We start from the raw sequence: 21,950 nt of genomic DNA, 5'->3' as shown, positions 1-21,950 counted from the left end.
ATGGGGACGAAATGGCTGATCGTCGCCGATGACCTCACGGGCGCGGCCGATTGCGCCATCGCCTTCGCCAAGGAGGGGGTTGCCGCGGCCGTCGGCTGGGGAGACTGCGCCGAGGACACGGGAGGGCTCCCTCCCGTGTTCTCCTATGACGCCGGCAGCCGGGGCCTCTCGGGACGGGATGCCCTGACAAAGCACCGCGCCGTGCTCGGAAAGCTGCACGTGGAGGGCACGGCCCTCTTCAAGAAGATCGACTCCACCCTTCGTGGGCAGCCTGCCGCAGAGACCGTCGCGATCTTCGAGGCCCTGCGGCCTCGACACGGATCCGTGCTCGGCGTCATGTCTCCTGCCTTCCCGGCGACCGGCCGCACGACGCGGGATGGCAGGGTTCACGTGAGCGGTGAGCCTCTGGAGCAGACCGAGGTCTGGCAGCGTGAGCACAGCTATCCCAACGCCGATCTCGTCGAGGTTCTGGCAACGGCCGGCGTCGTGGCCGAGAAGGTGCAGCTCGCCACGATCCGCGCGGGCGTGGAGGCCCTCAGGGCCGCCTTGGACGGGATCGCCTCGAAGGGCGACCGGGTCGCGGTCTGCGACGCGGAGACCGAGGACGATCTCGCCTGTATCGCCGCGGCGGGCCTGCCTGTCCGGAGCAACGTGTTCTGGATCGGCAGCGCCGGCCTCGCCCATGCGCTGGCGAAGGCGACGAAAGGCGAAGCCGTGGGCCCCATACCGGCTCCGGTGACCGGCAGGGGCGCCCTGGTGGTCGTTGGATCCCTCGCGCGGGCGTCCCGCTCGGCCGCGAGAGTCCTCTCGGCGTTGCCTGGCCTGCGGTCCGTTCCCATCGAGCCGGAACTCCTGCTCTCGGAGACGGCCGGCGCCGACCGCGCGGCCCTCGCCGGACAGGTCATCACGGCCCTCCAGGCCGGCGAGGACGTCCTTGTCGAGATCATCGTCGGCGGCACTCCCGACCTGGCGCTGGGACCATGCCTTGCCGAACGGCTGGCGGATCTGCTGAAGCCTGCCGCCGCGTACGCGAGCGGTCTGGCCGCCACCGGCGGGGAGACGGCTGCGGCGCTCCTGGCCCGCTTCGGCGTGAACGGAATCCGTCTGGTGGATGAGGTCGAGCCGGGCGTGTCTCTCGGCCTGACGCTGGGAGATCTTTCCATTCCCATCGTCACCAAGGCAGGTGCGTTCGGGAGCGACAACACACTCAAGCACGTCGTGCAGCGCCTGCGCACGATCAGGCAAGAAGGAAAACTGGCATGAGCCTTCCGACGATCGCAATCACCATGGGCGATGCCTCAGGGATCGGCCCGGAAATCATCATGAAGGCACTCGCGCGACACGACGTGCGGGAAATGTGCCGTCCGCTGGTGGTGGGAGATGCCGAACGGCTTCGGGTTGCCGGCTCGATCGTCGGCTCCTCGCTCACGGTCAACAGCCTCGAGCAGCCTGAGCACGCACGCTATGCTCCGGACGAGGTCGAGTGCATCGACCTCAAGCTGATCCCTCGGAATCACCCCTTCGGTCGCGTCTCTCCCGTCTCGGGCGAAGGTGCGTTCCGCTTCATCGAGCGCGCGGTCAGGCTGGTCGAAGCCGGACAGGCCGACGCGATCTGCACGGCACCGCTCAGCAAGGAGGCGCTGCACGCCGCCGGGCATAAGTATCCCGGCCACACGGAACTGCTGGCGGAGCTCACCGGAACGCCGGAAGTCTCGATGATGCTGGTGTCACCGAAGCTGCGCGTCATCCACGTGACGACGCATATCGGTCTGATCGACGCCATTGCCCGCATCGAGCCCGGGCTGGTCGAACGTGTCATCGAGCGCGCGCAGACCACCCTGGTCAAGGCCGGCATTCCCTCGCCGCGGATCGGCGTCTGCGGCATCAATCCCCATGCGGGTGAGAATGGGCTGTTCGGCTATGGTGAAGAGGAGCAGAAGATCGCGCCCGCGGTGGCCGCCTGCCGTGCCAGGGGATGGCGCGTGGAGGGGCCGCTCCCGGCCGATACCCTGTTCTTCCTGGCGGCCCGGGGCGACTATGACATGGTGGTCGCGATGTACCACGACCAAGGCCACGGCCCCATCAAGGTCCTGGGCCTCGAATCCGGCGTGAACATCACCGTCGGCCTGCCCGTGATCCGGACCTCGGTGGATCACGGCACCGCGTTCGACATCGCCGGCAAGGGGATCGCCGACGAGGGCAGCCTCGTGGAGGCCCTGCGGCAGGCGGCCGACCTCGCGCCCCAGCGCACGGCGGCGGCCTGAGACTTCTGTCCGCTGTCCGGATGATGTAGAGACCACCCTCGTGCAGGACGGCGTGCTCTCACCATGGGAGCGTGCCGTCTCGGACGCCGACAGGACATGACGGAGAGGACACCCTCACGATGCGAAGCAAGGACCGCCGGGCACTTCTGCTCGAAGCGTTGACCGCCGGGGAGGAGATCGACGTCGAGGACCTGGCCACCCGTTTCGAAGTCTCCGCCTCGACCATCCGCCGCGACCTCCAGCAGCTCTCGTCCTCTGAGGGGATCAAGCGCACGTATGGAGGCGCCATTCTGGTGCACCCGGCAGGCGAGACGAGCCTGAGCCAGCGGCAGGCGTCCAACAGGACCCAGAAGGCGGCCATCGCGCGGGCGGCATGCAGCCTTCTTGCGCAAGATGACATCCTGATCCTGGACGGGGGCTCAACGGTCGCAGCCTTTGGGCACCTCCTGCGGAACCGGCGCCATCGCGTCATCACCAACAATCTGGCGCTTGTCTCGCCGCTGGCCGAAGCTGCCGAAATCGAACTGACGGTTCTCGGTGGCGCGGTTCGCCCAACCAGCATGAGCACGGTGGGCCCGCTTGCCATGGAGGCCATGCGGAGAATGACGGCCGACAAGGTCTTCCTGGGGGCAGATGGCGTCGTGGCAGGACGCGGCCTGTGCGAGGCGAGCCTCGATCAGATCGCCCTGAAAACACTCATGATGGATCAGGCACGAGAGGTCTTCGTACTCGCAGACGCGACGAAGCTGTCCCGCACGAACCAAGCGATGTGGGCTCCCCTGCCCGCACGCTGGACGCTGATTACCGATTGGAGCGCAAGCCTCGAGCAATGCGACCTGTTTGCCGCCGCCGGGGCTCGCGTCATCAAGGCCTCCCAATAACTGACGTTGACCTGCTCATATGAGGGAGTGTTTGCCCCTTCCCGCCCAGCTCAGGTCCCATCGCCCCGGCACCTCGAACCCTGCAACAACCGTAAGGCAGCACAGTGCATTCTGGCTCAAGGGCATCTCGGCAGCGATCCTCAGGCGAGCAAAACAGACGCCAGGGCCCGGGCTCATCCGAGTCTCCCTCTCTTGATTGGCGCATCGGATGAGGCGGACCCAGCGGGGCATTGGAACGGCTTCAACCATTCCCGGCAAGCTGCACACGAGGTCGACAGTACACTATCCGGGAGAGCCAGCGAGCTTCAGCCCTGCCATGAAGATGTCCCGTCCGGTCGAGGGCATGTAAACTCGTCGGATAAAGTCGAGACTGAATGCCGGATCGATCTCAAGGAGTCGCTTCATCGCAGCGGTTGCCTCCTCGATCCGGCCCAGGTGGGCAAGACTTGATGCGAGTGGACGATAGCTGCCGGTCCAGCGCGGCTGCTCCTGGATGGCTCGCTGTCCCCACCCCACGGCTTTCTCATGCTGGCCACTCATGCAATAGGCGACCGCCAGGGCCGATTGGAACATGAAGATGTTGCGGTCGACGGGACTGAGCCGCAGAGCCGCCTGGACCTGCGGGACCGCGATTTCCGGAAAGCCCGCGCAGCAGCGGCTCCAGGCACTGAAGCAGTAGGCTGAGGCCGAGTTCGGATTGAGGGTCAGCGACCGGTCGAGCAGCGCCAGGGCCGTTTCGTAATCATGGGTCAGGAACCCGAGCGCGTGGCCCGCCATCCAGAGCACCGTGGGATCGTCGCGATCGCGCTCAAGAGCCGCGTGGGCCAAGCGCTCGCCTTCGTCCCGATCCCGCTCCCGGTCATCCGTCCAGCCCTGCGTGATGTAGTAGACGTGGCACTGGGCACCGAGGGCGTAGGGTGGCCCGTAGTCGGGATCGAGCCTGATCGTCTCCTCGATCAGGCGCAGCGTCGCCGCCGTGCCGTCGCGGCTGGCAAGGTAGAACTGCGACAGGGCTCGGAGGAAGCGGTCGTAGGCGGTGAGGCTATCGGGGCGCTTTCTCCGGGCCCGTTCCATTTCGGCGACCCGCAGACGCGGCTCGATGGCCCCGACCACGCTCTCGGTGATCCGGTCCTGGAACTCGAACACATCTTCCATGGAGCCCTCGTAGCGATCGGCCCAGAGGTGGCTGCCGGTCTCGGCTTCGAGAAGCTGACCGGTGATCCGCAAGCGTTGACCCGCTCTCCGCACGCTGCCCTCCAGAACATAGCGCACCCCAAGTTCGCGCCCGAACTGCTTCACGTCGATGGCACGGCTCTTGAAGGTGAAGCTGGAGCTTCCGGCGATGACGAAGAACCAGCGCACCTTGGCCAACGCCGTGATGATCTCGTCGGTGATGCCGTCCGCCAGGTACTCCTGCTCGGGATCGCCGCCGAGGTTCGCGAATGGCAGCACCGCCACGGAAGGCTTGTCCGGCAGCGGCAGGAGCCGGAACGACTGCGACGATGGAAGCGGGTGTGCCGCCTCTGAGGGTGCGGGCCCGACGAGATAGGCCCGAATTGGCTCGTCGATGTTCTTGACCGCCTGCGGCCCGAGATCAGCATAGGTCAGCGCCAGCGCCTTGCGCACATAGTCGTACGCCGTGCCCGAGATGCAAACCCCGCCCGGTTCGGCCAGCGCCTGGAGCCGGGCGCTGACGTTCACCGCGTCGCCGAGGAGGTCACCGTTGCTGACGACAACGTCACCGAGATGCACGCCGATGCGGAAGCGCAGGCGACGATGCTCGGGCGTGTCGCCGTCTGCCGCGGTCAACCGGTCCTGAACGGCCACGGCGCATTGCACCGCATCGACTACGCTGGGGAACTCGGCCAGGACGCTGTCTCCTGCGGTGTTGGCGATGCGGCCACCATGCTCGCCGATCATCCGATCCATCGTCCCGCGATGCGCGGCGAGCCTCCGGAGCGTGCCGCTCTCGTCGGCACCCGTCAGGCGGGCATAACCTGCCACGTCCGCCGCGAGGATCGCGGCCAACCGCCGTGCGAGGCGTGGCTCCTGCGGAGGCATGTGTTCCTCCAAGCTGTCATCGCGCGTAGGATGGTACCCGCGCCGAGCAGGCGCGTCGAGCGTCTCAGCATTCAGGGAGGTTCCGATGGGCTTGGCTGGATCAGGGGCTCTGGTCGCCTGGCATGATATCGATGAGAGCCGCCAAGCCGAGTACCTCGACTGGCACTCCCATGAGCACATGCCGGAGCGGCTTGCGATCCCCGGCTTCGTGGAAGCCCGTCGATACTCCGCCGCGGGGCCCGGGCCGGCATTCCTGATCCTGTACGCGGTTGTGGACCCTGAGGTTTTCGAATCGAAGGCGTACCTGGAGCGCTTGGATCATCCTTCGGAGTGGACCCAGCGGATCATGCCCGCTCTGCGGAACATGAACCGGAGCCTGTGTCGGGTCGAGGCATCGAGTGGCTTCGGTGCTGGATGCTGGCTCCAAACCCTTCGGTTCTCCCCGGACGCCGGACGCGAAGCGAGCCTGCGGGACGCCCTAACAGGTGAGGTGCGCTTGCTTGCGATGCAACCGGGTCTGTGTGCTGCTCATCTCCTGATCTCGGACAGAGACAAGGCCAGCACGCCAACCCGAGAGGCGGCCCTGCGTGGGGGGCATGACTCGGTCGCTGATTGGGTGCTCTTGATCGAAGGTTATAACCGAGCGGCGGTGGCCCAGGACCAAACGGCTCTTCTGCGGCAGAACGGAGCTGGTCCGGACCTCGCTGCCAATCTCTACACCATCGACTACGTCAGGTTGGCTCCATAGACGCATGGGGGACAGTCGAAGATCTCTTCCGGATCAGGAACCGAGATCCCCGCAATATGGGACTGTCCGCTTCGATGAGGATTGTTGCCTTCGAGCTTACGTCTCAGACGTGCCGACAGCGGGCGTTTCGGCGAGCCAGCAATCGCTATCGTCTGGGCGCAGTAGCCGACCAAGGTCACACACAGGGCTTTCCGTTATCGATCCGGCAAAGGCTCTGATCCGTGAAAGTGGCGCCAGCGCCACGTATCTCCTCGACGTTCCAGCACACCTGTCATTCGGTAGGGCACGCGCTGTTCGGTCCCTTCGCCGCTCAGGACCGCTTCGCCTTGAGCGAAGAGCCACGCGACATCCCCAGCGGAGGATACGTCGCGGCTCCGCCACTCCCACCTGATCTGAACCGGCAGACCAAAGAACCTGCGAACCAGCGCTTCAACCTCAGCCGGTCCGGTTGCCACCTCGCCGACTTCGGAGCCGACCAGACGGACGTCCGCCTCCTCGGCGAACTCGGCGAGAAGCGCCGGATCCCGTTCGGCCACCAGGCGCTCAAACCGCTCCAAGGCCTGGAGCACATGGTCTCGCATCTCGGCGGGGTTGCTCATCGGACTCTCCTGCCATGGCATTCCTGCGTGAAGAAGCGGCGAGTATAATGGCTGAAGGCACGTTCATGAAGGCGCGCCACATCCAGGCTATTGGGAAGATTGACGATGGATATCCCTGACATGCCGCCCGACGTCAGATTTGACCTCCTGCCTCAGACCGCCGAGGCAAGGGACTTCGCTTTCGAGGTCAAACGGGCGGCCCTAGGCCCACACATCGTGGTGCGATAGGGATGGGATGAGGAATTCCAACGAGACTTCCATGAGCAGCGGTTCAGGGACACGCCACTCTCCCGGATTGTGCACAAAGGGCAGGCCGCCGGGACCATCGCCCTCACAGCTCTTGCTGATTATGTGCGCCTCGATGAGTTCTACCTGCTCCTCACCCATCGGAGGCAGGGTTTGGGAACCAGGATCCTGACCCACTGTGCTGCCGTCGCGGACGCTCGTGGGTTGCCGCTCCGGCTTCGATATCTGAAGTGGAACCCGGTAGGGTCGCTCTACCGCCGCCATGGGTTCGCCGCCATCGACGAGACGGAAATCCACTTCATCATGCAGCGGCAACCCGGCGGAGCCTCCCCCGTCTGATGAGGGCACAATGTGGGAGGCCCTTATGCCTGGGGCGTCTCGAACTCGATCCGAATGCCCCGAAAGCCGTGCGGCCGTCCTGAACATCTCGATGGGCCCACACACCTCGACGAGGCGATTTGCGAAGCGTAGCGCCGGCAAAGTAAGTTTGGCCCAATCCAAGAAGCCATTGGCCCGTGCGAACAAGGCGGACGAAGGCGAATTCCGCTAAACCGGGTCCCGTCGGCCCGTGGGGGCAATCCCGATGCCGAACCCGCCCGCTTGCAAGGCTGCCCACCAAGAGCGCCAGCGAGTGGGCGGGATGCCGTTTCCCTGACCGTTCTACACTGCCGATAGGAAGACAGCGGGCTGCTTCCACCATCGACATGCTCTCGACCTGGCCCAGTACCATAAGGCGCTCCGGAGGCCTATGAAGGCAGCAGCAGAGTATCACCAACACGCGGAGGAATGCCGGCTGCTGGCCCGGCAGTTGCCCGAAGGGGAGCAGCGTCATCGGCTTCTGGAGACGGCGAGAACCTGGGACAGTCTCGCGGAGACCCGCGAGGCGTTGATCCGCCATCATCCCGAACTCGATACGGACAAGGCCTCGAGCAAGGTGCAGTCACTTTCGGAATAGCGGGCGCACATGAAAGCAACGGACCTGCAAGACAGGCTGGCGCGGCTGGTCCCCGGCGACACGCTGCTGCTTCCGGCAGCCGAGGTGGAGCAGGCTTTCACCTGCCATTCCTCCACCCTTGAGCAGAGACGCGCCGCAATCGCCCAATTGGCCGCATGGTATCGATGTCGTCTCACGATCTGTGGGCCGGGTGAGAGCCAGTTCCTGTTCACCCGGCACAATGACTGAGAGTCCGTGAACGTCCGAAGGTCTATTCGCATGAGGCGCATGACGACCTTGGGCGATGGCTCTCGCTCAATTGGGCATCCGGTTCCGGTCGTGCTGCCGGGTCACGCGGTGCAGCACGCGCGACAGGTACTCGGCCGCATAAGGCTTGTGCAGGAGCTCGAAGCCGTGGCGGCCCTCCTCGGCCAGCACGTGGCTGTAGCCGGAGGTGAGAACGACCGGCAGGTTCGGGTGGAGGCGTCGGATCTCCTGCCCAAGTTCGCTTCCGCTCATGCCGGGCATCACAACGTCGGAGAACACCACGTCGAAGCCGGTCACCCCGGAGAGGAGCCTGAGGGCCTCGGCGGCGTTGGTCGCCCAGGTGGTCTCGTATCCGAGATCCTGGAGAAGCTGGGTCGAGAACGCGCCCACCTCCATGTAGTCCTCGACAACAAGCACGCGCCGACCTAGGCCGTCCGCGACGTCCAAGCCGCCTTTCATGTCCGGCGCGGCGCTAAAGCATCGGACGTGAAAAGTGGACTTGCCCTTTTGGGATCCATCCGATGCATTCTTCTTGAATGAGAGCATCGGTCAGAACGGACCCAGCGGGCCGCGCCAGCGAAAACCGGATCCACTTTTCACTGGCGTGGCCCTTCGGGTCGCTGACGCGGCCCTCTGGGTCCGTCCGATGCTCTAAGCGTCATCGCCTCATCGATGCGCGGCAGGTAGAGGGTGAAGGTGGTACCCCGCCCGACCTCGCTCTCGACCGCATGGATTGCTCCCGTGGGACAAAGGCTTGTTGGATCGGGCCGTCGGTGTACGATCAGGACACCGGATTCCATGGGGGGACCATGCCATCATCCATGAGAACCCAGGGGGAGATGCCACCCAGCGCAGGTGGGGTCATGGCCCGGCTTGCGGTGGCCCGCCTGACCGTGGCCGGCATCGATCCGGCTCTCCTTCTCAGGCAGGCGGGGATCGCGTCCGCGCAGGTCGACGATGTCGAGGCCGAGGTAGCGGCCGACGCGCAGGTCACGCTGCTCAATCTGGCCGCAGATGCGCTCCGGGATGACCTGCTCGGATTCCACCTCGCCCGAGAATTCGACCTCCGGCAGGTCGGGCTGCTCTACTACGTGCTCGCCTCGTCCGACCTGCTTGGCGACGCTCTGGCCCGGGTCGAGCGCTACAGCACGATCGCCAACGAAAGCATTGCGCTGAGCCGCGTGCCGGGAAACGAGGCCGCGATCCGCTTCCAGTATGCTGGCGTTCCGCGGCATGCGGACCGTCACCAGATGGAGTTCTGGATCACGGCGCTCGCGCGGATCTGCCGGCATCTGACCGGCTCTGATCCCAGACTGTCTCGAATTGCCGTGATCCATCCCCGTTGCGCTGCCTCGAGAGCCATCGAAGACTATCTCCGGTGCCCGATTGCGTTCAAGGACGGGACGGACGAGATCGTGTTCGCACCCGACGCGCTCCGGTTGCGGCTGGGGCATGCGGATCCCTATCTGAACAGGATCCTGGCCCGCCACTGCGAGGAGGCCCTGGCCCGGCGGGTGCATCCTGTTGGACGACTCCAGGCCCGCGTCGAGAACGCCATTGCGCCGCTGCTGCCGCATGGCCGGGCACGGGTCGACGTGGTTGCGCGGAGCTTGGGCATGAGCCGGCGGACGCTGGCACGGCATTTGGCGGGAGAGAGCCTGACCTTCACCGACATTCTTGAAAGGGTGCGTCGGCAGATGGCACAGCAGTATCTCAGGGATCCAAGCCTGCCGATCTCGCGCATTGCCTGGCTGCTCGGCTATCAGGAAGCCGGCGCCTTCACGAACTCCTTCAGGCGGTGGACCGGCGTCACCCCGATGGAGATGCGCACGGGCCATTACCGCGACTCGGCGTCAGGGCCAAATTGACCAACCGGAGACAGCAGGCGCCCTGCATCCCCGTCCAGCGCGACTTCCGAGGCGCTCCTGGTCCGCCACCCGACCACAGGGGCTGTCCCGCCGATCACCCCAACCTGCTCACTGCTTCTCGGCCCGCCAGTGCCCGGAGCATTCCCGTCGTCCCTGTAGGCTCCAATGGCCTGAACCGGAGCGCCCGGACAAGCTGCCGGTCACCTCGATCTTGGCCCTGTTGCTTTCAGCGGTCCCCTGGATGCGTCCGCTCGGATCCAATCGCCCCCTGATGGTGGCTCGCCTTGGGGCGCCGCTGCGAACGGCGCCATTCTCGATGACGGCGGTATAGCGGTAGACCCGCGCGCATCCCCCCTTGCTGGGGACCGCCTCGATGTTCCACCGCCCGTCGAACTGCTGCTGCGCCCAGGCAGCGCTCCCACCCGATGCGAGGATGACCATCAATCCGATGGCCGCTGAAAGTCGATGCATGGAGATCTCCCGCTCCCTGGCAGTCCAACGCCCAGTCGGTCGGAACGATCCCGCGTCACCCGTGGCGGCTCTCCGTGCGCCACGCGGTTGGCGTCCGGCCCGACCCGCGCCGGAAGGCCCGGGTGAAGGCGCTCGCCTCCGAGGAGCTGAGCGCCGCAGCAGTCCCGCCGAGCGGGCCCTCGGTATCCTCCAGCCGTTGCCGGGCGATCTCGAAGCGCGTCTGGTTCGCGACGGCCCGGCAGCCCATCCCGCGGATCTTCAGCTTGTCTGGTCCATCCGGGTCAGGCTTGAGGTTGCTCATCGCATTCGCCTCAAAACCTCCTGCCTGTCAGGCAGCAAGGTCCCGCCCTGAGGCTAGCGCATCGGACGGACCCAGAGGGCCACGCCAGTGAAAAGTGGATCCGGTATTCGCTGACGCGGCCCTTCGGGTCACTAGCGTGGCCCTTCGGGTCGCTGGCGCGGCCCGCTGGGTCCGCCTCATCCGATGCGCCGGTCAAGAGAAGGAGCCTCGGATGGATCCCAAAAGTGGTGTCCACTTTTCACGTCCGAGGCTCTAGGTCCTAGCTTGACGGGGCCGTGCGCCAGCCGTAACGCGGCTTGTATCCCAGAAGCCGTTGCGCCTTTCCAATCGAGAGGAGCGTTTCGTTCGGCTCGACCTCCCTCGTCAAAGCAACATCCGGATAGAACTCCGCCATCAGTTCCGCGTTCGGTCGCGACATCACGGTGTCAGCATTGGCAATGATGAACACCTCGGCGCCTTTGAGCGATGCCTCAAGAGCCTTCCGGACCGCCTGTGCCGCATCCCGCGCGTCGATGTAGCCCCACAAGTTCCACCTCCGCGATTGCGGGTCGGCTTCAAACGAGGCAAAGCGCGCGTAATCGGCCGGCTCCATCACGTTGGACAAGCGCAGGCCGATGATCTTCATCTCGGGATCCCAGCGGCAGAATTGCTGCGCCATTTCCTCGCCGAGGAACTTCGATAGCGAGTAGGCTGTCTCCGGGCGCGCAGAATATTCCTCATCGAGAGGGGCGTACGGAGGAGGTTCATCGAACGGTAGGCCGAGGACCGTTTCGCTTGAGGCCCAGACAAGGTTGCGGATGACAAGCTTCCGCGCCGCTTCGAAGACATTGTACGTGCTGAGAATGTTGTTCCTGAAGGTGACGGCGTTTGTATGTCGTCCCGGTGCCGGAATGGCCGCCAGATGCACAACAGCATCCACACCCTTATGTCGTGAGTCGACTTCCGATAGAGCCTCCAGGGCTTGGCCGAAGTCGGTCAAGTCGGCCTGCACGAAGGGGCAGAGCGCCTCACTCGGACCCATCGCATCCACGTTGATGACCTCATAGCCATGCTCAAGAAGATCACGGACGCAAGCCCGGCCCGCCTTCCCGCTCCCTCCTGTCACAAGAACCCGCTTCATCCCTCATTCTCCTCATCCGCTGGACACCACATGATCGGCCGACGGTCAGCTCAACGGCTGTGCCCATCCATGCTGACAGCCTCAGCGTCGCTGTTTGGATTGGCCCGCAGAAGCGGCTTCCGTCTCCATCCGTTGGCTGATCACGTTCGATCCTAGTCGACCCTGCTGACATTTCGGTATCAGATTCGCTCACCGCATTGATGAACAGCCCTCATCGATATCAGTGTGGCCGTCACGACTCGAGGTGATCGAGAACGGCACGCAGGGTCGAATGGACCTGACGGTGAGACGCATCATACGCGTGGAAGCCGGGGTTGGGCATAATCCACCGGTCGAGGACGGTCTCGAGCTCTCCCGCGCTCAGTTCCCGCCCCACCCGGTCGCGCAGGCAACAGAAGAGGCCTAAACCCGCCCCGGCCATGCGGATGGAAAACTCCGTGTCATCAAGCTTGAGGCTTCCGGGAACGTCGGGCGAAACGGCCTCGTCCTTCTTTGGATTTAGATTGAGGGGCGACAAGCACCCGGTCGATGGATTCCTTGCCATCCCGGGCCTCGCCGACGCCTTCCCAGCCCTCATGCTTCTACAGGATGGTACGGACGCCTGAGCGGACCACGTCATGGTCGTCCGCGACCAGGATGCGCACCATGACACCGCTTTCCTCCCGGCATGCCTCCATAGCGCGCAAGGTCGGCCGCGGCACTTGGGGGAAACCCTGAGAAGGGCGCGGGCCGGCCTTCATTGCGGCCGCCGCGGATGTCCTTGAAGCAGCCCCGACAGCGGGATGTTAATCGTTGCGTAGACGGCTGTGCCCTGGAGGCGGCGGTAGGAATCGAATTCGAAATAGGCCCGCAGGTTGGTGTAGATCTGCTGGTCGCCGACCTTGAAGTTGTAACCGATCTGCGGCCCGATCCCGCGCGTGCGCGACTTGTTGGGGCCGAGGAAAGCGGGCTGCCCCTGGTCGGCCGTCAGCTGCTGGTAGTAATAGCCGACGACGCCGACGAACAATTGCTGGTTGAGGAACTGGCTCGCGGCCAGGTCGAGGTGCAGGTCGAGCCCGTTCGTGTAGTCGGTCGACGGGTTCTCGAAGTTCCGGGTGAGCCCGAGGGTCGCCGAGAACTCCGTGCCGGTCTTCGTGTTGAGGTAGGTGTAGGCCCCACCGACGTCGATCGCCGCGTGGCCGATGCCGATGCTGGCAAGCGAGTTCGGGCTGTAGGTGCCGACCGGGATGTTGCCCGTGACATAGGCCATGACATTGTGGTGGCCCGCATTCCAGAACAGTTGCGCCGTGGGGATGAGATCGCTGCCGCCGAACACCGAGTCTGAGCGCGAGACGGACCGAGGCCCGACCGCGACCGTTCCCGACGTCGCGTCGTAGCCTGGCGCGAAGGACAGCGAGACGCTGGGGCGCGCGCCGAGGATCATGGTGTCCGGGGTATAGGTCGGCGTGACGAAGAGCGCGTCGAACGACGAATCCAGCCCCGACGATAGCAATCGTCCGCGCGGCAGCACGCGCCCGGCCCCGACCGAGCCCTGGTAGCCGTAGAACACCAGCGGCAGCGACCAGCCGGGCGTGGGCGCGACCGCCGCGAAGCTGCCGTACTGGCCCGGCAACCAGAAACTCTTGCCTCCTTCGTCCGCGAACGCGGAGCCAGCCTGAGAGGCGGCGAGCGCAAGCCCCGCGCCAAGGATCCTGCCGTACCATCTCGTCACGACGTCGCCCCTCCGGGCATTGGAAGCATGAATGTTTCCGTCGGAAGGCTCGTGCATGCAAGCCCTCTCAGCCGCCGCGCCCGAAGCGCGTGATGTCCGGCGCAGGCGGGTTCGGGTACTTCCTGACCGACGCCAGGTACTCCTCGACCACCTTGAGCGCGGGTTCGCTGACCCAGCCGAACAGGCCCGCGACCACCAGGTCCTCGTGCGGATCCATCTCGATGTTGTACGCCTTGGGATAGCCGGCCATCGGCGCGCTGGCCGAGAAGATCCCGGGCTGCCGCTGCGGCCCCGTGCCGGTCGGATGGATGTCGGTGAAGTACATGCGCCACTGCTTCCAGCGCGCGGCGACGAGATCGCCGCCGATGAAGCTCAGCAGGCTCTCGCGGTGCCCCGTCGCGCTGGTGCCGAGCAGGACGTCGGTCTGGTTCACGCCGTCGATCGCCCGGTCCTCCGGCAGCTTGCCGCCGACAATGTGCGCGAAGGTCGGCAGGAAGTCCATGATCGAGAACATCGCGTAGGACGTGGTGTCGGCCTTGACCTGGCCGGGCCAGCGGATGATGGCGGCGGTGCGGATCGCTCCCTCGGTCGCTTCGCCGAGCTCGCCGCGGAACGGGCCGGAGCTGCCCATGTCCGGCGTGCCCTGGTTGCCGAATTCCCGCGCGGCCTCGCCGTAGGGCCCGTTGTCGGAGGCGAACACCACGAGGGTGCTGTCGTCGACGCCGAGCTCTTTGAGCGTGTCGAGGATCTGGCCGACGTGGTAATCGCCTTCCATGACCTTGTCGCCGTAGTTGCCGATCCGCGACCGGCCCTTGAATTGCACTGAGGGCAGGTTCGGCGCATGCCCCATCGAGAACGGCAGGTAGAGGAAGAACGGCTTGCCGGCCGCCTTCTGCTGCCGCATGAACGCAATCGACTTGTCCACTAGCTCGTTGTCGATGCTGGCGCGCATCTCCTGGGTGAATGGCTTGACATTCCGCAACGGCCCGCCGGCTGTCGCCTCGACGACTTGCGGCCCGCCGGCCAGGAGCGCGGCGTGCGGCGCCGCCATGGAGTGGGTCAGTTCGATGGTGTCGACATAGGTGGCCGCATCCCAGGAGATGTCCGGCGGGATGCCGTAGAACTCGTCGAAGCCGTGCGCGGTCGGCAGGCTCTGCGGTTCGCTGCCGAGATGCCACTTGCCGTAGATCGCCGTGGCGTAGCCCGCGTCCTTGAACAGCTCGCCCATGGTGAAGGCGCGCGCGGACAGGGTGTAGGGGGAGCCCGGGATGGCGATGAGCGACAGGCCGTTGCGGATCGAGTACTGGCCCGTCATCAGCGCCGCCCGCGATGGGGTGCAGGCCGGCTCGACCAGGAACTGGGTGAGGCGCAGGCCCTCGCGGGCCATCTGGTCAAGACGCGGCGTCGGTGCTCCGCGCAGCTCGCCGCCGCCATAGCAGCCGAGATCGCCGTAGCCGACGTTGTCGGCGAGGATGAACACGACATTCGGCTTCGCGGGCTGGGCCAGGACTGAGGTGCCTGACACGGTCAGGCCCGCCAGGCAGGAGCTGAATGCCAGTGCGGCCAGCGCATGGCGTATGGATCGGGACATGGTATCCTCCCTTGAGACGATCAGGTATCCCCTCCCGCCTGACCGCAGCCCGATGCCGCGATCCAGTCGCGGCTACTCGAACGGGAAGATGCGCTTCCAGTCGTTCTTCATGCTGATCACCGGCCAACCATTTTTCTTCGCCTCCTCTTGGAGTGCGGCGGTGAAGGTACCGACCCTGCTGTCGGGCAGGCCCTGGGCCGGCCCGTAGGCGTATTCCCGCGTGGCGTCGTCGTGCAGCACCAGCATCTTCAGCCCTGGCCCATCTCCGGCGCCGACCCATTCCAGCATCTCCCGGTCGCCGACCGAGTTGCCGAAGGCGGCTTTGGGCCTCCGGCCGATCATCAGGTGAATCCCTTCCGGCTTGCCGGCGTCGTTGTTGTTCAGGAGCAGCTTCGGCTCCTTGGTCAGGAACGGCTTGCCATCCTTGGCGTAGCCGAACTTCGTTCCGCCCGCGGTGCCGACCACCTGCTCGGGCGGGATGCCATAGACCTGTTGCGCATAGACGCGCACGAAATCCTGGCCGCCGCCGGTGACGATGTAGGTCCGGTAGCCGCTGTCGCGCAGGTAGCGCAGCACTTCGAGCATGGGCTGGTAGACGAGCTCGGTATAGGGGCGTTTCCAGCGCGGGTCCCGGGCCGTTGCGAGCCATTTGCTTGCCTCGGCCTGGAAGTCGTCGACCGACATGCCGGTCAGGGTCGCGGCGAGGATCTTCTCGAGGTCCTTCATCGGGAGCTTCGCCATGGCCTCGCGATTGCCCGAGAGCACGGTCTTGAACGGCTCGACCGTCCGGAGTTCGGGCCTCTTCGCCACGACCGCCGGAACACGGTCCAGGCAGTAGACCACCTGGGTGTACACCGGATGCTCCACCCACAGCGTGCCGTCCTGGTCGAAGGCGGCGATGCGATCCTCGGGAGTGACATGGCTTGGGCTCGATGGATCGGTGGTGGCGCGCACAAAGTCGAGGATCGCCTGCTTGGCCGTGCCGTCGTTCCACGACGGCAGCGGGTCGCCCCCGGTCGCCTGCGCGGCCGCCGGGATCGGGCGGGAGAGCCCCGACAGGGCCGGAACCAGCGCCAGCGACGAGAGCATGACGCGACGGGTGATGCCGGAAGGCGTGTTCGGATGCATCTTCAGCTCCTCAGCAGGGCCCTAGGCGCCAAGGCGAGCATGCGCAACTTACCCCTCATGGAAGCCACGGTCGGGACACCATTCGCCTCATCGAAGGCGCCACATGGGCGGGCGCCCCGGCGGACCCGCCAACGGTCCCAGCTCGGCAGATCGGGGCTACTTTCTCACCTTGCTGGTCCACGGACCATCAGGTGTTTCCCGCGAGTTGCCATAGGGTTTCCCATAAAGCGCCTCAGGATTACCGGAAAAGAGGCGCGGCGCCCCGATGGTCGGCTCCGGGTCAAACTGAACTGTTGAGCATAGCCTTTTGAACATCGGCCTGTCTTGTGAGTACCGAAGTTCAATGGACTTCCGGGATGTGGCGATTTGAGACGTTTTGGACCACACACGGCCTCCTGCGGAGGAGCGGCTCTGTGGCGATGTTCAGGAATAATCATACGGCCAAGCCACTTTCGTGCGCACGCGAAAGATGACGTGCCACCCGCAACTCCGGTCAGGTTCCGCCGTTAGAGCATCGGACGTGACCCTCTAGGTCCGCACGATGCGCTAGCCGTGAGGAAAGGTCAGGCAATCGGATCGACGACCGCGGGCGATGACCAGGGCCATCGACCAACCCGACTTCCGCTCGGTCCCGGCACTGGTGCAACAGGCCCAGGATGCCGCTCGGCTGCTCTTCGAGCGTTCACCCTTGAACATGCTGGTCCCGACGCCAGACCTCCACATCGTCGGCGCCAATGCGGCGCACCTTGCTGCGGTCGGGAGGAACTTGGACGATCTTGTTGGTTTGGACCTGTTCGACGCCTTTCCCGACAGACCGCACAATCCGGCCGCAAGGGCGTGCAGAACCTTGCGGTGTCCCTCCAGCGCATTCTGGGGAACGCTGGGCCCGATATCATGCCGCTCCAGCGCTATGACATCCGGCCAAACAATGGTCCCTGGGAGGTCCGCTATTGGGAGCCGCGCAACTGGGCCGCAGGAAGGTCCGTTGCGGGTCACGGACTGCCCTTCAGCGCGGCTGTATGAAGCTCCGCTTTCCGTTCCTGACCTGCTCTCCCCCTCCTGCTGGAGAGCATGAGGTTCTGTGGGGCGGCGAGTGGGAAGGGCCCTTCAGAATGGTGGGTACGCCCGGTCAGAGGCCGTTCAGTAAGCCGTGAGACACCGCTGCCCCACGATTCCTCATGGTCTCCGATCTCGAACCGGCGGTGTGCGAACGCTGTGGCACGAACCGGCGCGGCGACGGGCCTCTGCTTGCCCCGACAGGCCCGGCTGCTCCGGCGCTGCGGAAGACGATCTGGCTGCCGAGACTGTCATCACGCAGGATTGCCCTATTTGGGATCGAGCACCTTCCCGGTGCCTGTCGCGGAACAATCAGGAGAGCTTTGTGCCTCGCCTCGTCGTCGTGTCCAATCGGGTCGCAATCCCCGATCCCACTGGCAAGGGGTCCGCCGGCGGTTTGGCGGTTGCCCTGCGCGAGGCCTTTCAGGCCCGGGACGGTTTATGGTTCGGCTGGAGCGGTAAAGTTGCGGCCAATCCCTCCGCCGAGCCCAAGATGACCGACAAGGGCAATGTACGTTATGCCCTGATGGACCTGACCGCCACCGACCGCCAGGAATATTACAGTGGGTTTGCCAATCGGGCGCTCTGGCCCGTGATGCATTACCGCATTGGCTTGTCGGAGTTCTCCCGGGCAGACTACGCCGGGTATCTGCGGGTCAATCGAACTTTCGCGGGAGCTTTGGCGCGGCTGATCCGGCCCGACGATCTCGTCTGGGTGCACGACTACCACCTGATCCCGCTGGCCTCTGAGCTGCGGGCGCTGGGCGTGGCCAACCGGATCGGCTATTTCCACCATATCCCTTGGCCGGCTCCGGAGGTGATCGGAACGTTGCCCGGAAGCCAGGACTTGCTACGTGCGATCACGGACTACGATCTCGTCGGCGTGCAGACCGAGCGGGATGCGGACAACCTCCGGCGTGGCATCCTCCAGGAGTTCGAAGCCACCCAACGCACAGCTGACGTGATCGTCCTCGATGGTCGCCAGACACGCGTGAAGGGGTTTCCCATTGCCATTGACGTGAGCGGCTTCGAGCAGGCAGCCCGCCGCCCCGCCACCCATCGCCTGCTCCAGCAGACCGTTGCCAGCCTCGGCTCACGCAGCCTCATCATCGGAGTTGATCGCCTGGACTACTCCAAGGGCATCCCAGAGCGAATGGAGGCCTTCGAGCGTTTTCTCATCAGCAACCCCGGTCAGCGTGGCCGCGTGACTTATCTCCAGATCGCTCCCACGAGCCGCAGCGAGGTTCCCGAATATGCCTCGCTCAGCCGGACCGTGAGCGAGACGCTCGGCCGGATCAACGGGGCGCATGGCGAACCCGGCTGGGTGCCGATCCACTACGTGACGAGCGCATACCCACGCAATGTATTGGCAGGGCTCTACCGGATCGCACGGGTGGGCCTCGTCACGCCGATGCGCGACGGCATGAATCTGGTGGCCAAGGAGTACGTGGCCGCGCAGGATCCGGAGGATCCCGGCGTGCTGGTGCTGTCCAAGTTCGCCGGCGCGGCCGAGCAGCTTGGCGGCGCACTCATCGTCAACCCCAACGACAAGGTCGAGGTGGCCGAGGCCATGAGCCAGGCCCTTCACATGGACCGGGTGGAGCGGATCGCCCGCTGGCGGCGGATGATGGATGTGCTCCGGCGCTATGACATCTCCTGGTGGACCGATGCCTTCCTGAAGGAGCTCGCGGGCCAGAGGAGAAGCGGAAAGGCGCGGAGCCCGGCGCCGGTCTAGGACAAAGGCCGAAGAGATCGACGTGCAGGCCCATATCGCCCTTGTCGGTGCCAAGCGGGCGTAACAAAGGAGTTCCACGATGTCGGAGCCCAAAGACACTCGGAAGCCGAATGCAACTCTGATGAAGCCGCTCCAGCCCTCGCAGGAGCTGGCTGCCATCGTGGGCGCAGCCCCCCTGCCACGTCCGGAGGTGGTGAGCAAGGTCTGGGAGTACATCAAGAAGCACAAGCTTCAGAACCCGCAGAACAAGCGGGAGATTATGGCCGACGAGAAGCTTCAGGCAGTGTTCGGGGGCAAGAACAAGGTGAGCATGTTCGAGATGAACAAGCACCTGGCCCAGCACCTGAAGTAATACTCATGGTCGTAGGAGGCGTGGAAAGATGCGGTGATTGAGATCGCACTGTGATTCTCACCCAAGCACCTTATGATCACCTCATGGTTGGGTGACAAAGATGCAAAGCCGGCCCAGCTGCGGGCCCGAGTTCTTGCTGGCAAGCTTGTAGAGTTGCTCCTTGGCGGCTCGAAACGCACAGCGCCCGTCCGAGCACAGCTTGCCATCGAGCAAGAACGCGGGCGGAGTGCTGTCAATGCCGTCGCGCCCGTCGACCATCCTCTTCGTATTGGCCTGGACGTCGGCATCTTCCGGGTCCAAGAACTCAATGGCATAGAGCTTCCGCAGCCCTCCGCATCTCTCAGCGCCGTTGGCCCCGATCATCTCGGCCGCGACCATGGGCGACACAGACAACCCAGCACTGAGCCCGACAGCAGGAGCGCTTGCTAGACAACGATGCGCCATCCCCTCGGCTCCTCAAAAAACGCCTCTGAAGCGCTGCCAGCACGGTAGCACTTCCTCCCGGCCCAAGCCGTTGTATCGCACTATGCATCACCGCTGTACGGCTGACACTCACCCTTCATGCGGCGCGATCGCTGTCATTGCGTCATCGGGAGAGGGGGAGTTGGCAGCTCCCATTCCAGACAGCCTGGAGGCGCGGGTAGCATTAACGACGAACAGCGACGGAGAGGCTTCGGTGATCGTCCCGAGAGGCCGCTTGCCAAGCTGTCTGCTACAGCGAATGCATCGTGATCGGGCGTGTTCCTAGGCAAGCTCCCCCTGTGCGGATAAGCTTCGAGAGACCATGACAGGGGCTGGAGCGACCGCGATGATGAAGAGACAGACCTTGGCAATCGACGACATCTATGTGCCGGTACAGCGGCGGCAAACCCTGGATCCGCAGAAGGTTCTAGCCCTGGCAGAGAGCATGATGGAAAAAGGGCAGGAAGTGCCAATTCTCGTGCGGCCAGACGGCCAACGGTTTGTTCTGGTCGAGGGCCTGCATCGACTGGAAGCCTGCAAGGCTCTCGGAGAGACCACCATTCCGGCTTACTTGGTGCAGGCGCGGAAGCATTGATCGGCGCTGGAGCGGGATCGGAAAAGCTCTGTCACGGGGCTCTGGACGGAGCCGACAAGGTCGGGGCGGAACGCTCGAACCGAAGCCGCGGCCCTTTGCGACTGGCCCGGCGCTCGGCCCTGAAGAGCTTGGGGGGCGACAGGAGCGGAGGGGTCGCTCACAGGCAATGGGCTGCATGCTCATCTGATCCTATCCTCCCGCCTCTCATCCCTTGAAGTAGAGCCTTGTAACGGGTGTCATGCCGGCCTATCGTTTCCGGCATCGAGATTGGCCGACGACGGAGCTGCTGCGCTTGACCGTGCACCTGCACGGACGACCTCCCCAAGCATCGATACTCATCAAGCCAAGGCGCTGATGCATCTTGGCCTCACCTGATCATGAACAGGGAAAGGAACTCGTCATGGCAACCGGCACCGTGAAATGGTACAATGAAACAAAGGGCTATGGCTTCATCCAGCCTGATGCGGGTGGCAAGGACGTCTTCGTTCATGCATCGGCCTTGGAGCGTGCTGGCCTGCGTGGCTTAGCTGAAGGTCAGAAGGTCTCCTATGAGGTCGAGTCGGATCGCCGCACCGGCAAGGAGTCAGCCTCAAACCTGAAGACGGCCTGATCAAGCTCTCTGGTCCCAGATTTTGGAACAGAGGCCGCCTCAAATGAGGCGGCCTCTGCTTTTTGCACGCAACATCGCCTGGTGCGCCGAGCCAAGGAAAGGAACACGAACATTGTCACGCAAGAAGTCAAAGCCCGTTGAGAGCGGTTATGCCCTCTTCGACGTTCTGTATGAGGACGGCTCCCGAAGCTCGAACCGCCGTGTTCCGCGCTCTCTTCTGGGTGGGCTCGACGGCGACGAGCCCGCCCGTAGGGCTATCGAGGAGCAGGACAACGCCATTGCCGAGAAGGCCGGCCGGCCCCGTGTCCCGATTAAGAAGATGACGCGTTCACCCACCTAGCGTGAACCTAGCTCCCGCATAGAACTTTATAGCCGTGATCATAGTCGTTTCTGGTGAGGTCGTCATATTTCGAACTCCCATCAGGATTGTTCTTTAGTGAGTTGTGGAAGCAAATCTTGCCAGGCTTCCCATTCTGTCACAGTTTCCAAGCGGCCTCTTGTCAAAATCTGATTAGCCCCTATATCTCTATTATCGACTTTGGCCGGACAATCGGGCCGTTTCGCTGTTGGCCCTGCCAGGCGCACGTTCAGACTCTCTCCAAACCATCGACGAACCGAGCTGAGGCCGCACTTCCGTGTGCCTTCGCTCACGTGCATCTGCATCAACCGCGAAAGGTTATCCCCATGATCATGGGCACTGTGAAATTCTACAACGACATGAAGGGCTTCGGCTTCATCCAGCCCGACGACGGCAGCAAGGACGTGTTCGTCCACGCCACCGCGCTCGAGCGTGCCGGCATGCGCAACCTCGTCGAGGGCCAGAAGGTCTTCTTCGACACCGCCGAGGATCGCCGCAGCGGCAAGATCGCCGTCAACAACATCCAGAACGCCTGAGGATGATCGGGCGCACATCATAAGCGCCTCTCCGAAGCCGCTCCCGGGTGGGGCGG

The 21,950-nt window shown here is 64.5% G+C and carries 23 protein-coding genes and 2 pseudogenes; 14 read left to right on the top strand and 11 right to left on the bottom strand.

Annotation, left to right across the window (positions count from 1 at the left end):
• The 3 genes from NF876_RS04975 to NF876_RS04965 all read left to right on the top strand — a co-directional run bounded on the left by NF876_RS04975 (position 1) and on the right by NF876_RS04965 (position 3,145).
• Entirely contained in the window at positions 1-1,263 is a 1,263-nt protein-coding gene (locus tag NF876_RS04975; protein ID WP_262267739.1) for a four-carbon acid sugar kinase family protein, read from the top strand.
• Positions 1,260-2,264: a 4-hydroxythreonine-4-phosphate dehydrogenase PdxA gene (pdxA, locus tag NF876_RS04970; RefSeq protein WP_262267738.1), complete on the top strand. Its 1,005-nt coding sequence runs from the start codon at positions 1,260-1,262 to the stop codon at positions 2,262-2,264. Before NF876_RS04975 ends, pdxA begins: the two co-directional genes overlap by 4 nt.
• A gap of 119 nt (positions 2,265-2,383) precedes the next feature.
• Entirely contained in the window at positions 2,384-3,145 is a 762-nt protein-coding gene (locus NF876_RS04965) for a DeoR/GlpR family DNA-binding transcription regulator (protein WP_262267737.1), read from the top strand.
• A 282-nt stretch (positions 3,146-3,427) separates the two neighbouring features.
• On the opposite strand, the gene NF876_RS04960 is transcribed toward NF876_RS04965, so the two are convergent.
• Positions 3,428-5,206 (bottom strand): adenylate/guanylate cyclase domain-containing protein, encoded by a 1,779-nt coding sequence (locus tag NF876_RS04960; protein ID WP_262267736.1) that lies wholly within the window; start codon positions 5,204-5,206, stop codon positions 3,428-3,430.
• Positions 5,207-5,291: 85 nt separating this feature from the next.
• Between NF876_RS04960 and NF876_RS04955 the strand changes: the two genes are divergently transcribed.
• A complete protein-coding gene (locus tag NF876_RS04955; protein ID WP_262267735.1) occupies positions 5,292-5,954 on the top strand; it encodes a DUF4286 family protein in 663 nt (220 codons plus the stop codon).
• A gap of 194 nt (positions 5,955-6,148) precedes the next feature.
• Here NF876_RS04955 and NF876_RS04950 read toward each other — a convergent pair whose 3' ends face one another.
• Positions 6,149-6,553 carry a nuclear transport factor 2 family protein gene (locus NF876_RS04950; protein ID WP_262267734.1) on the bottom strand — a complete coding sequence of 135 codons (405 nt, stop codon included), beginning with the start codon at positions 6,551-6,553 and terminating at the stop codon, positions 6,149-6,151.
• Positions 6,554-6,796: 243 nt separating this feature from the next.
• Between NF876_RS04950 and NF876_RS04945 the strand changes: the two are divergent.
• The 3 genes and pseudogenes from NF876_RS04945 to NF876_RS04935 form a co-directional block, all read left to right on the top strand.
• A pseudogene (locus tag NF876_RS04945) lies at positions 6,797-7,138 on the top strand (GNAT family N-acetyltransferase); the annotation flags it as partial.
• 409 nt (positions 7,139-7,547) lie between these two features.
• Positions 7,548-7,754: a hypothetical protein gene (locus tag NF876_RS04940; protein ID WP_262267733.1), complete on the top strand. Its 207-nt coding sequence runs from the start codon at positions 7,548-7,550 to the stop codon at positions 7,752-7,754.
• Between the two features lie 9 nt (positions 7,755-7,763).
• Positions 7,764-7,982, top strand: coding sequence for a hypothetical protein (locus NF876_RS04935; RefSeq protein ID WP_262267732.1), 219 nt, complete (start codon positions 7,764-7,766; stop codon positions 7,980-7,982).
• A 66-nt stretch (positions 7,983-8,048) separates the two neighbouring features.
• Here the strand turns inward: NF876_RS04935 and NF876_RS04930 are convergent.
• Positions 8,049-8,432: pseudogene (locus NF876_RS04930) on the bottom strand (response regulator); the annotation flags it as partial.
• Positions 8,433-8,863: 431 nt separating this feature from the next.
• On the opposite strand from NF876_RS04930, the gene NF876_RS04925 reads away from it, so the two are divergent.
• Complete coding sequence (locus NF876_RS04925; protein WP_262267731.1) at positions 8,864-9,868, top strand: AraC family transcriptional regulator; 1,005 nt, start codon at positions 8,864-8,866, stop codon at positions 9,866-9,868.
• A 108-nt stretch (positions 9,869-9,976) separates the two neighbouring features.
• Here the strand turns inward: NF876_RS04925 and NF876_RS04920 are convergent, their stop codons facing one another.
• From NF876_RS04920 to NF876_RS04890, 7 genes are all read right to left on the bottom strand, one after another.
• Complete coding sequence (locus tag NF876_RS04920) at positions 9,977-10,339, bottom strand: hypothetical protein (protein WP_262267730.1); 363 nt, start codon at positions 10,337-10,339, stop codon at positions 9,977-9,979.
• 55 nt (positions 10,340-10,394) lie between these two features.
• Positions 10,395-10,640 (bottom strand): helix-turn-helix domain-containing protein, encoded by a 246-nt coding sequence (locus tag NF876_RS04915; protein WP_262267729.1) that lies wholly within the window; start codon positions 10,638-10,640, stop codon positions 10,395-10,397.
• Between the two features lie 259 nt (positions 10,641-10,899).
• Complete coding sequence (locus NF876_RS04910) at positions 10,900-11,760, bottom strand: NAD-dependent epimerase/dehydratase family protein (protein ID WP_262267728.1); 861 nt, start codon at positions 11,758-11,760, stop codon at positions 10,900-10,902.
• A gap of 232 nt (positions 11,761-11,992) precedes the next feature.
• A complete protein-coding gene (locus tag NF876_RS04905) occupies positions 11,993-12,304 on the bottom strand; it encodes a type 2 periplasmic-binding domain-containing protein (protein WP_262267727.1) in 312 nt (103 codons plus the stop codon).
• A gap of 192 nt (positions 12,305-12,496) precedes the next feature.
• Complete coding sequence (locus tag NF876_RS04900) at positions 12,497-13,528, bottom strand: SphA family protein (protein ID WP_262267726.1); 1,032 nt, start codon at positions 13,526-13,528, stop codon at positions 12,497-12,499.
• 10 nt (positions 13,529-13,538) lie between these two features.
• Positions 13,539-15,062: an arylsulfatase gene (locus NF876_RS04895; protein ID WP_262267725.1), complete on the bottom strand. Its 1,524-nt coding sequence runs from the start codon at positions 15,060-15,062 to the stop codon at positions 13,539-13,541.
• Between the two features lie 72 nt (positions 15,063-15,134).
• Positions 15,135-16,190, bottom strand: coding sequence for an HAD family hydrolase (locus NF876_RS04890; RefSeq protein WP_262267724.1), 1,056 nt, complete (start codon positions 16,188-16,190; stop codon positions 15,135-15,137).
• 1,381 nt (positions 16,191-17,571) lie between these two features.
• Here NF876_RS04890 and otsA point away from each other — a divergent pair.
• Positions 17,572-18,981, top strand: a complete 1,410-nt coding sequence (otsA, locus tag NF876_RS04885) for an alpha,alpha-trehalose-phosphate synthase (UDP-forming) (RefSeq protein WP_262267723.1) — start codon at positions 17,572-17,574, stop codon at positions 18,979-18,981.
• Between the two features lie 79 nt (positions 18,982-19,060).
• Positions 19,061-19,333 (top strand): SWIB/MDM2 domain-containing protein, encoded by a 273-nt coding sequence (locus NF876_RS04880; protein WP_262267722.1) that lies wholly within the window; start codon positions 19,061-19,063, stop codon positions 19,331-19,333.
• A gap of 81 nt (positions 19,334-19,414) precedes the next feature.
• Here NF876_RS04880 and NF876_RS04875 read toward each other — a convergent pair whose 3' ends face one another.
• Positions 19,415-19,711 (bottom strand): hypothetical protein, encoded by a 297-nt coding sequence (locus NF876_RS04875; RefSeq protein ID WP_262267721.1) that lies wholly within the window; start codon positions 19,709-19,711, stop codon positions 19,415-19,417.
• Positions 19,712-20,141: 430 nt separating this feature from the next.
• On the opposite strand from NF876_RS04875, the gene NF876_RS04870 reads away from it, so the two are divergent.
• The 4 genes from NF876_RS04870 to NF876_RS04855 all read left to right on the top strand — a co-directional run bounded on the left by NF876_RS04870 (position 20,142) and on the right by NF876_RS04855 (position 21,894).
• Entirely contained in the window at positions 20,142-20,390 is a 249-nt protein-coding gene (locus NF876_RS04870) for a ParB N-terminal domain-containing protein (RefSeq protein ID WP_262267720.1), read from the top strand.
• A 400-nt stretch (positions 20,391-20,790) separates the two neighbouring features.
• Positions 20,791-21,000, top strand: coding sequence for a cold-shock protein (locus tag NF876_RS04865; RefSeq protein ID WP_262267719.1), 210 nt, complete (start codon positions 20,791-20,793; stop codon positions 20,998-21,000).
• Between the two features lie 112 nt (positions 21,001-21,112).
• Positions 21,113-21,340, top strand: coding sequence for a hypothetical protein (locus NF876_RS04860; RefSeq protein ID WP_247654193.1), 228 nt, complete (start codon positions 21,113-21,115; stop codon positions 21,338-21,340).
• Between the two features lie 344 nt (positions 21,341-21,684).
• Entirely contained in the window at positions 21,685-21,894 is a 210-nt protein-coding gene (locus NF876_RS04855) for a cold-shock protein (protein WP_210805829.1), read from the top strand.
• The last annotated feature ends 56 nt before the right edge of the window (positions 21,895-21,950 follow it).

It is taken from the genome of Microvirga yunnanensis, from assembly GCF_025460875.1.
Note: the sequence above shows the minus strand (reverse complement) of the source record. Positions and strands in the feature narration are given on the sequence as shown.

Excerpts from the sequence above, each read along its gene's own strand:
- NF876_RS04975 (WP_262267739.1), top strand. The coding sequence starts at position 1 with ATGGGGACGAAATGGCTGATCGTCGCCGATGACCTCACGGGCGCGGCC.
- pdxA (WP_262267738.1), top strand. The coding sequence starts at position 1,260 with ATGAGCCTTCCGACGATCGCAATCACCATGGGCGATGCCTCAGGGATC.
- NF876_RS04965 (WP_262267737.1), top strand. The coding sequence starts at position 2,384 with ATGCGAAGCAAGGACCGCCGGGCACTTCTGCTCGAAGCGTTGACCGCC.
- NF876_RS04960 (WP_262267736.1), bottom strand. The coding sequence starts at position 5,206 with ATGCCTCCGCAGGAGCCACGCCTCGCACGGCGGTTGGCCGCGATCCTC.
- NF876_RS04955 (WP_262267735.1), top strand. The coding sequence starts at position 5,292 with ATGGGCTTGGCTGGATCAGGGGCTCTGGTCGCCTGGCATGATATCGAT.
- NF876_RS04950 (WP_262267734.1), bottom strand. The coding sequence starts at position 6,553 with ATGAGCAACCCCGCCGAGATGCGAGACCATGTGCTCCAGGCCTTGGAG.
- NF876_RS04940 (WP_262267733.1), top strand. The coding sequence starts at position 7,548 with ATGAAGGCAGCAGCAGAGTATCACCAACACGCGGAGGAATGCCGGCTG.
- NF876_RS04935 (WP_262267732.1), top strand. The coding sequence starts at position 7,764 with ATGAAAGCAACGGACCTGCAAGACAGGCTGGCGCGGCTGGTCCCCGGC.
- NF876_RS04925 (WP_262267731.1), top strand. The coding sequence starts at position 8,864 with ATGGCCCGGCTTGCGGTGGCCCGCCTGACCGTGGCCGGCATCGATCCG.
- NF876_RS04920 (WP_262267730.1), bottom strand. The coding sequence starts at position 10,339 with ATGCATCGACTTTCAGCGGCCATCGGATTGATGGTCATCCTCGCATCG.
- NF876_RS04915 (WP_262267729.1), bottom strand. The coding sequence starts at position 10,640 with ATGAGCAACCTCAAGCCTGACCCGGATGGACCAGACAAGCTGAAGATC.
- NF876_RS04910 (WP_262267728.1), bottom strand. The coding sequence starts at position 11,760 with ATGAAGCGGGTTCTTGTGACAGGAGGGAGCGGGAAGGCGGGCCGGGCT.
- NF876_RS04905 (WP_262267727.1), bottom strand. The coding sequence starts at position 12,304 with ATGGCAAGGAATCCATCGACCGGGTGCTTGTCGCCCCTCAATCTAAAT.
- NF876_RS04900 (WP_262267726.1), bottom strand. The coding sequence starts at position 13,528 with ATGCACGAGCCTTCCGACGGAAACATTCATGCTTCCAATGCCCGGAGG.
- NF876_RS04895 (WP_262267725.1), bottom strand. The coding sequence starts at position 15,062 with ATGTCCCGATCCATACGCCATGCGCTGGCCGCACTGGCATTCAGCTCC.
- NF876_RS04890 (WP_262267724.1), bottom strand. The coding sequence starts at position 16,190 with ATGCATCCGAACACGCCTTCCGGCATCACCCGTCGCGTCATGCTCTCG.
- NF876_RS04880 (WP_262267722.1), top strand. The coding sequence starts at position 19,061 with ATGTCGGAGCCCAAAGACACTCGGAAGCCGAATGCAACTCTGATGAAG.
- NF876_RS04875 (WP_262267721.1), bottom strand. The coding sequence starts at position 19,711 with ATGGTCGCGGCCGAGATGATCGGGGCCAACGGCGCTGAGAGATGCGGA.
- NF876_RS04870 (WP_262267720.1), top strand. The coding sequence starts at position 20,142 with ATGATGAAGAGACAGACCTTGGCAATCGACGACATCTATGTGCCGGTA.
- NF876_RS04865 (WP_262267719.1), top strand. The coding sequence starts at position 20,791 with ATGGCAACCGGCACCGTGAAATGGTACAATGAAACAAAGGGCTATGGC.
- NF876_RS04855 (WP_210805829.1), top strand. The coding sequence starts at position 21,685 with ATGATCATGGGCACTGTGAAATTCTACAACGACATGAAGGGCTTCGGC.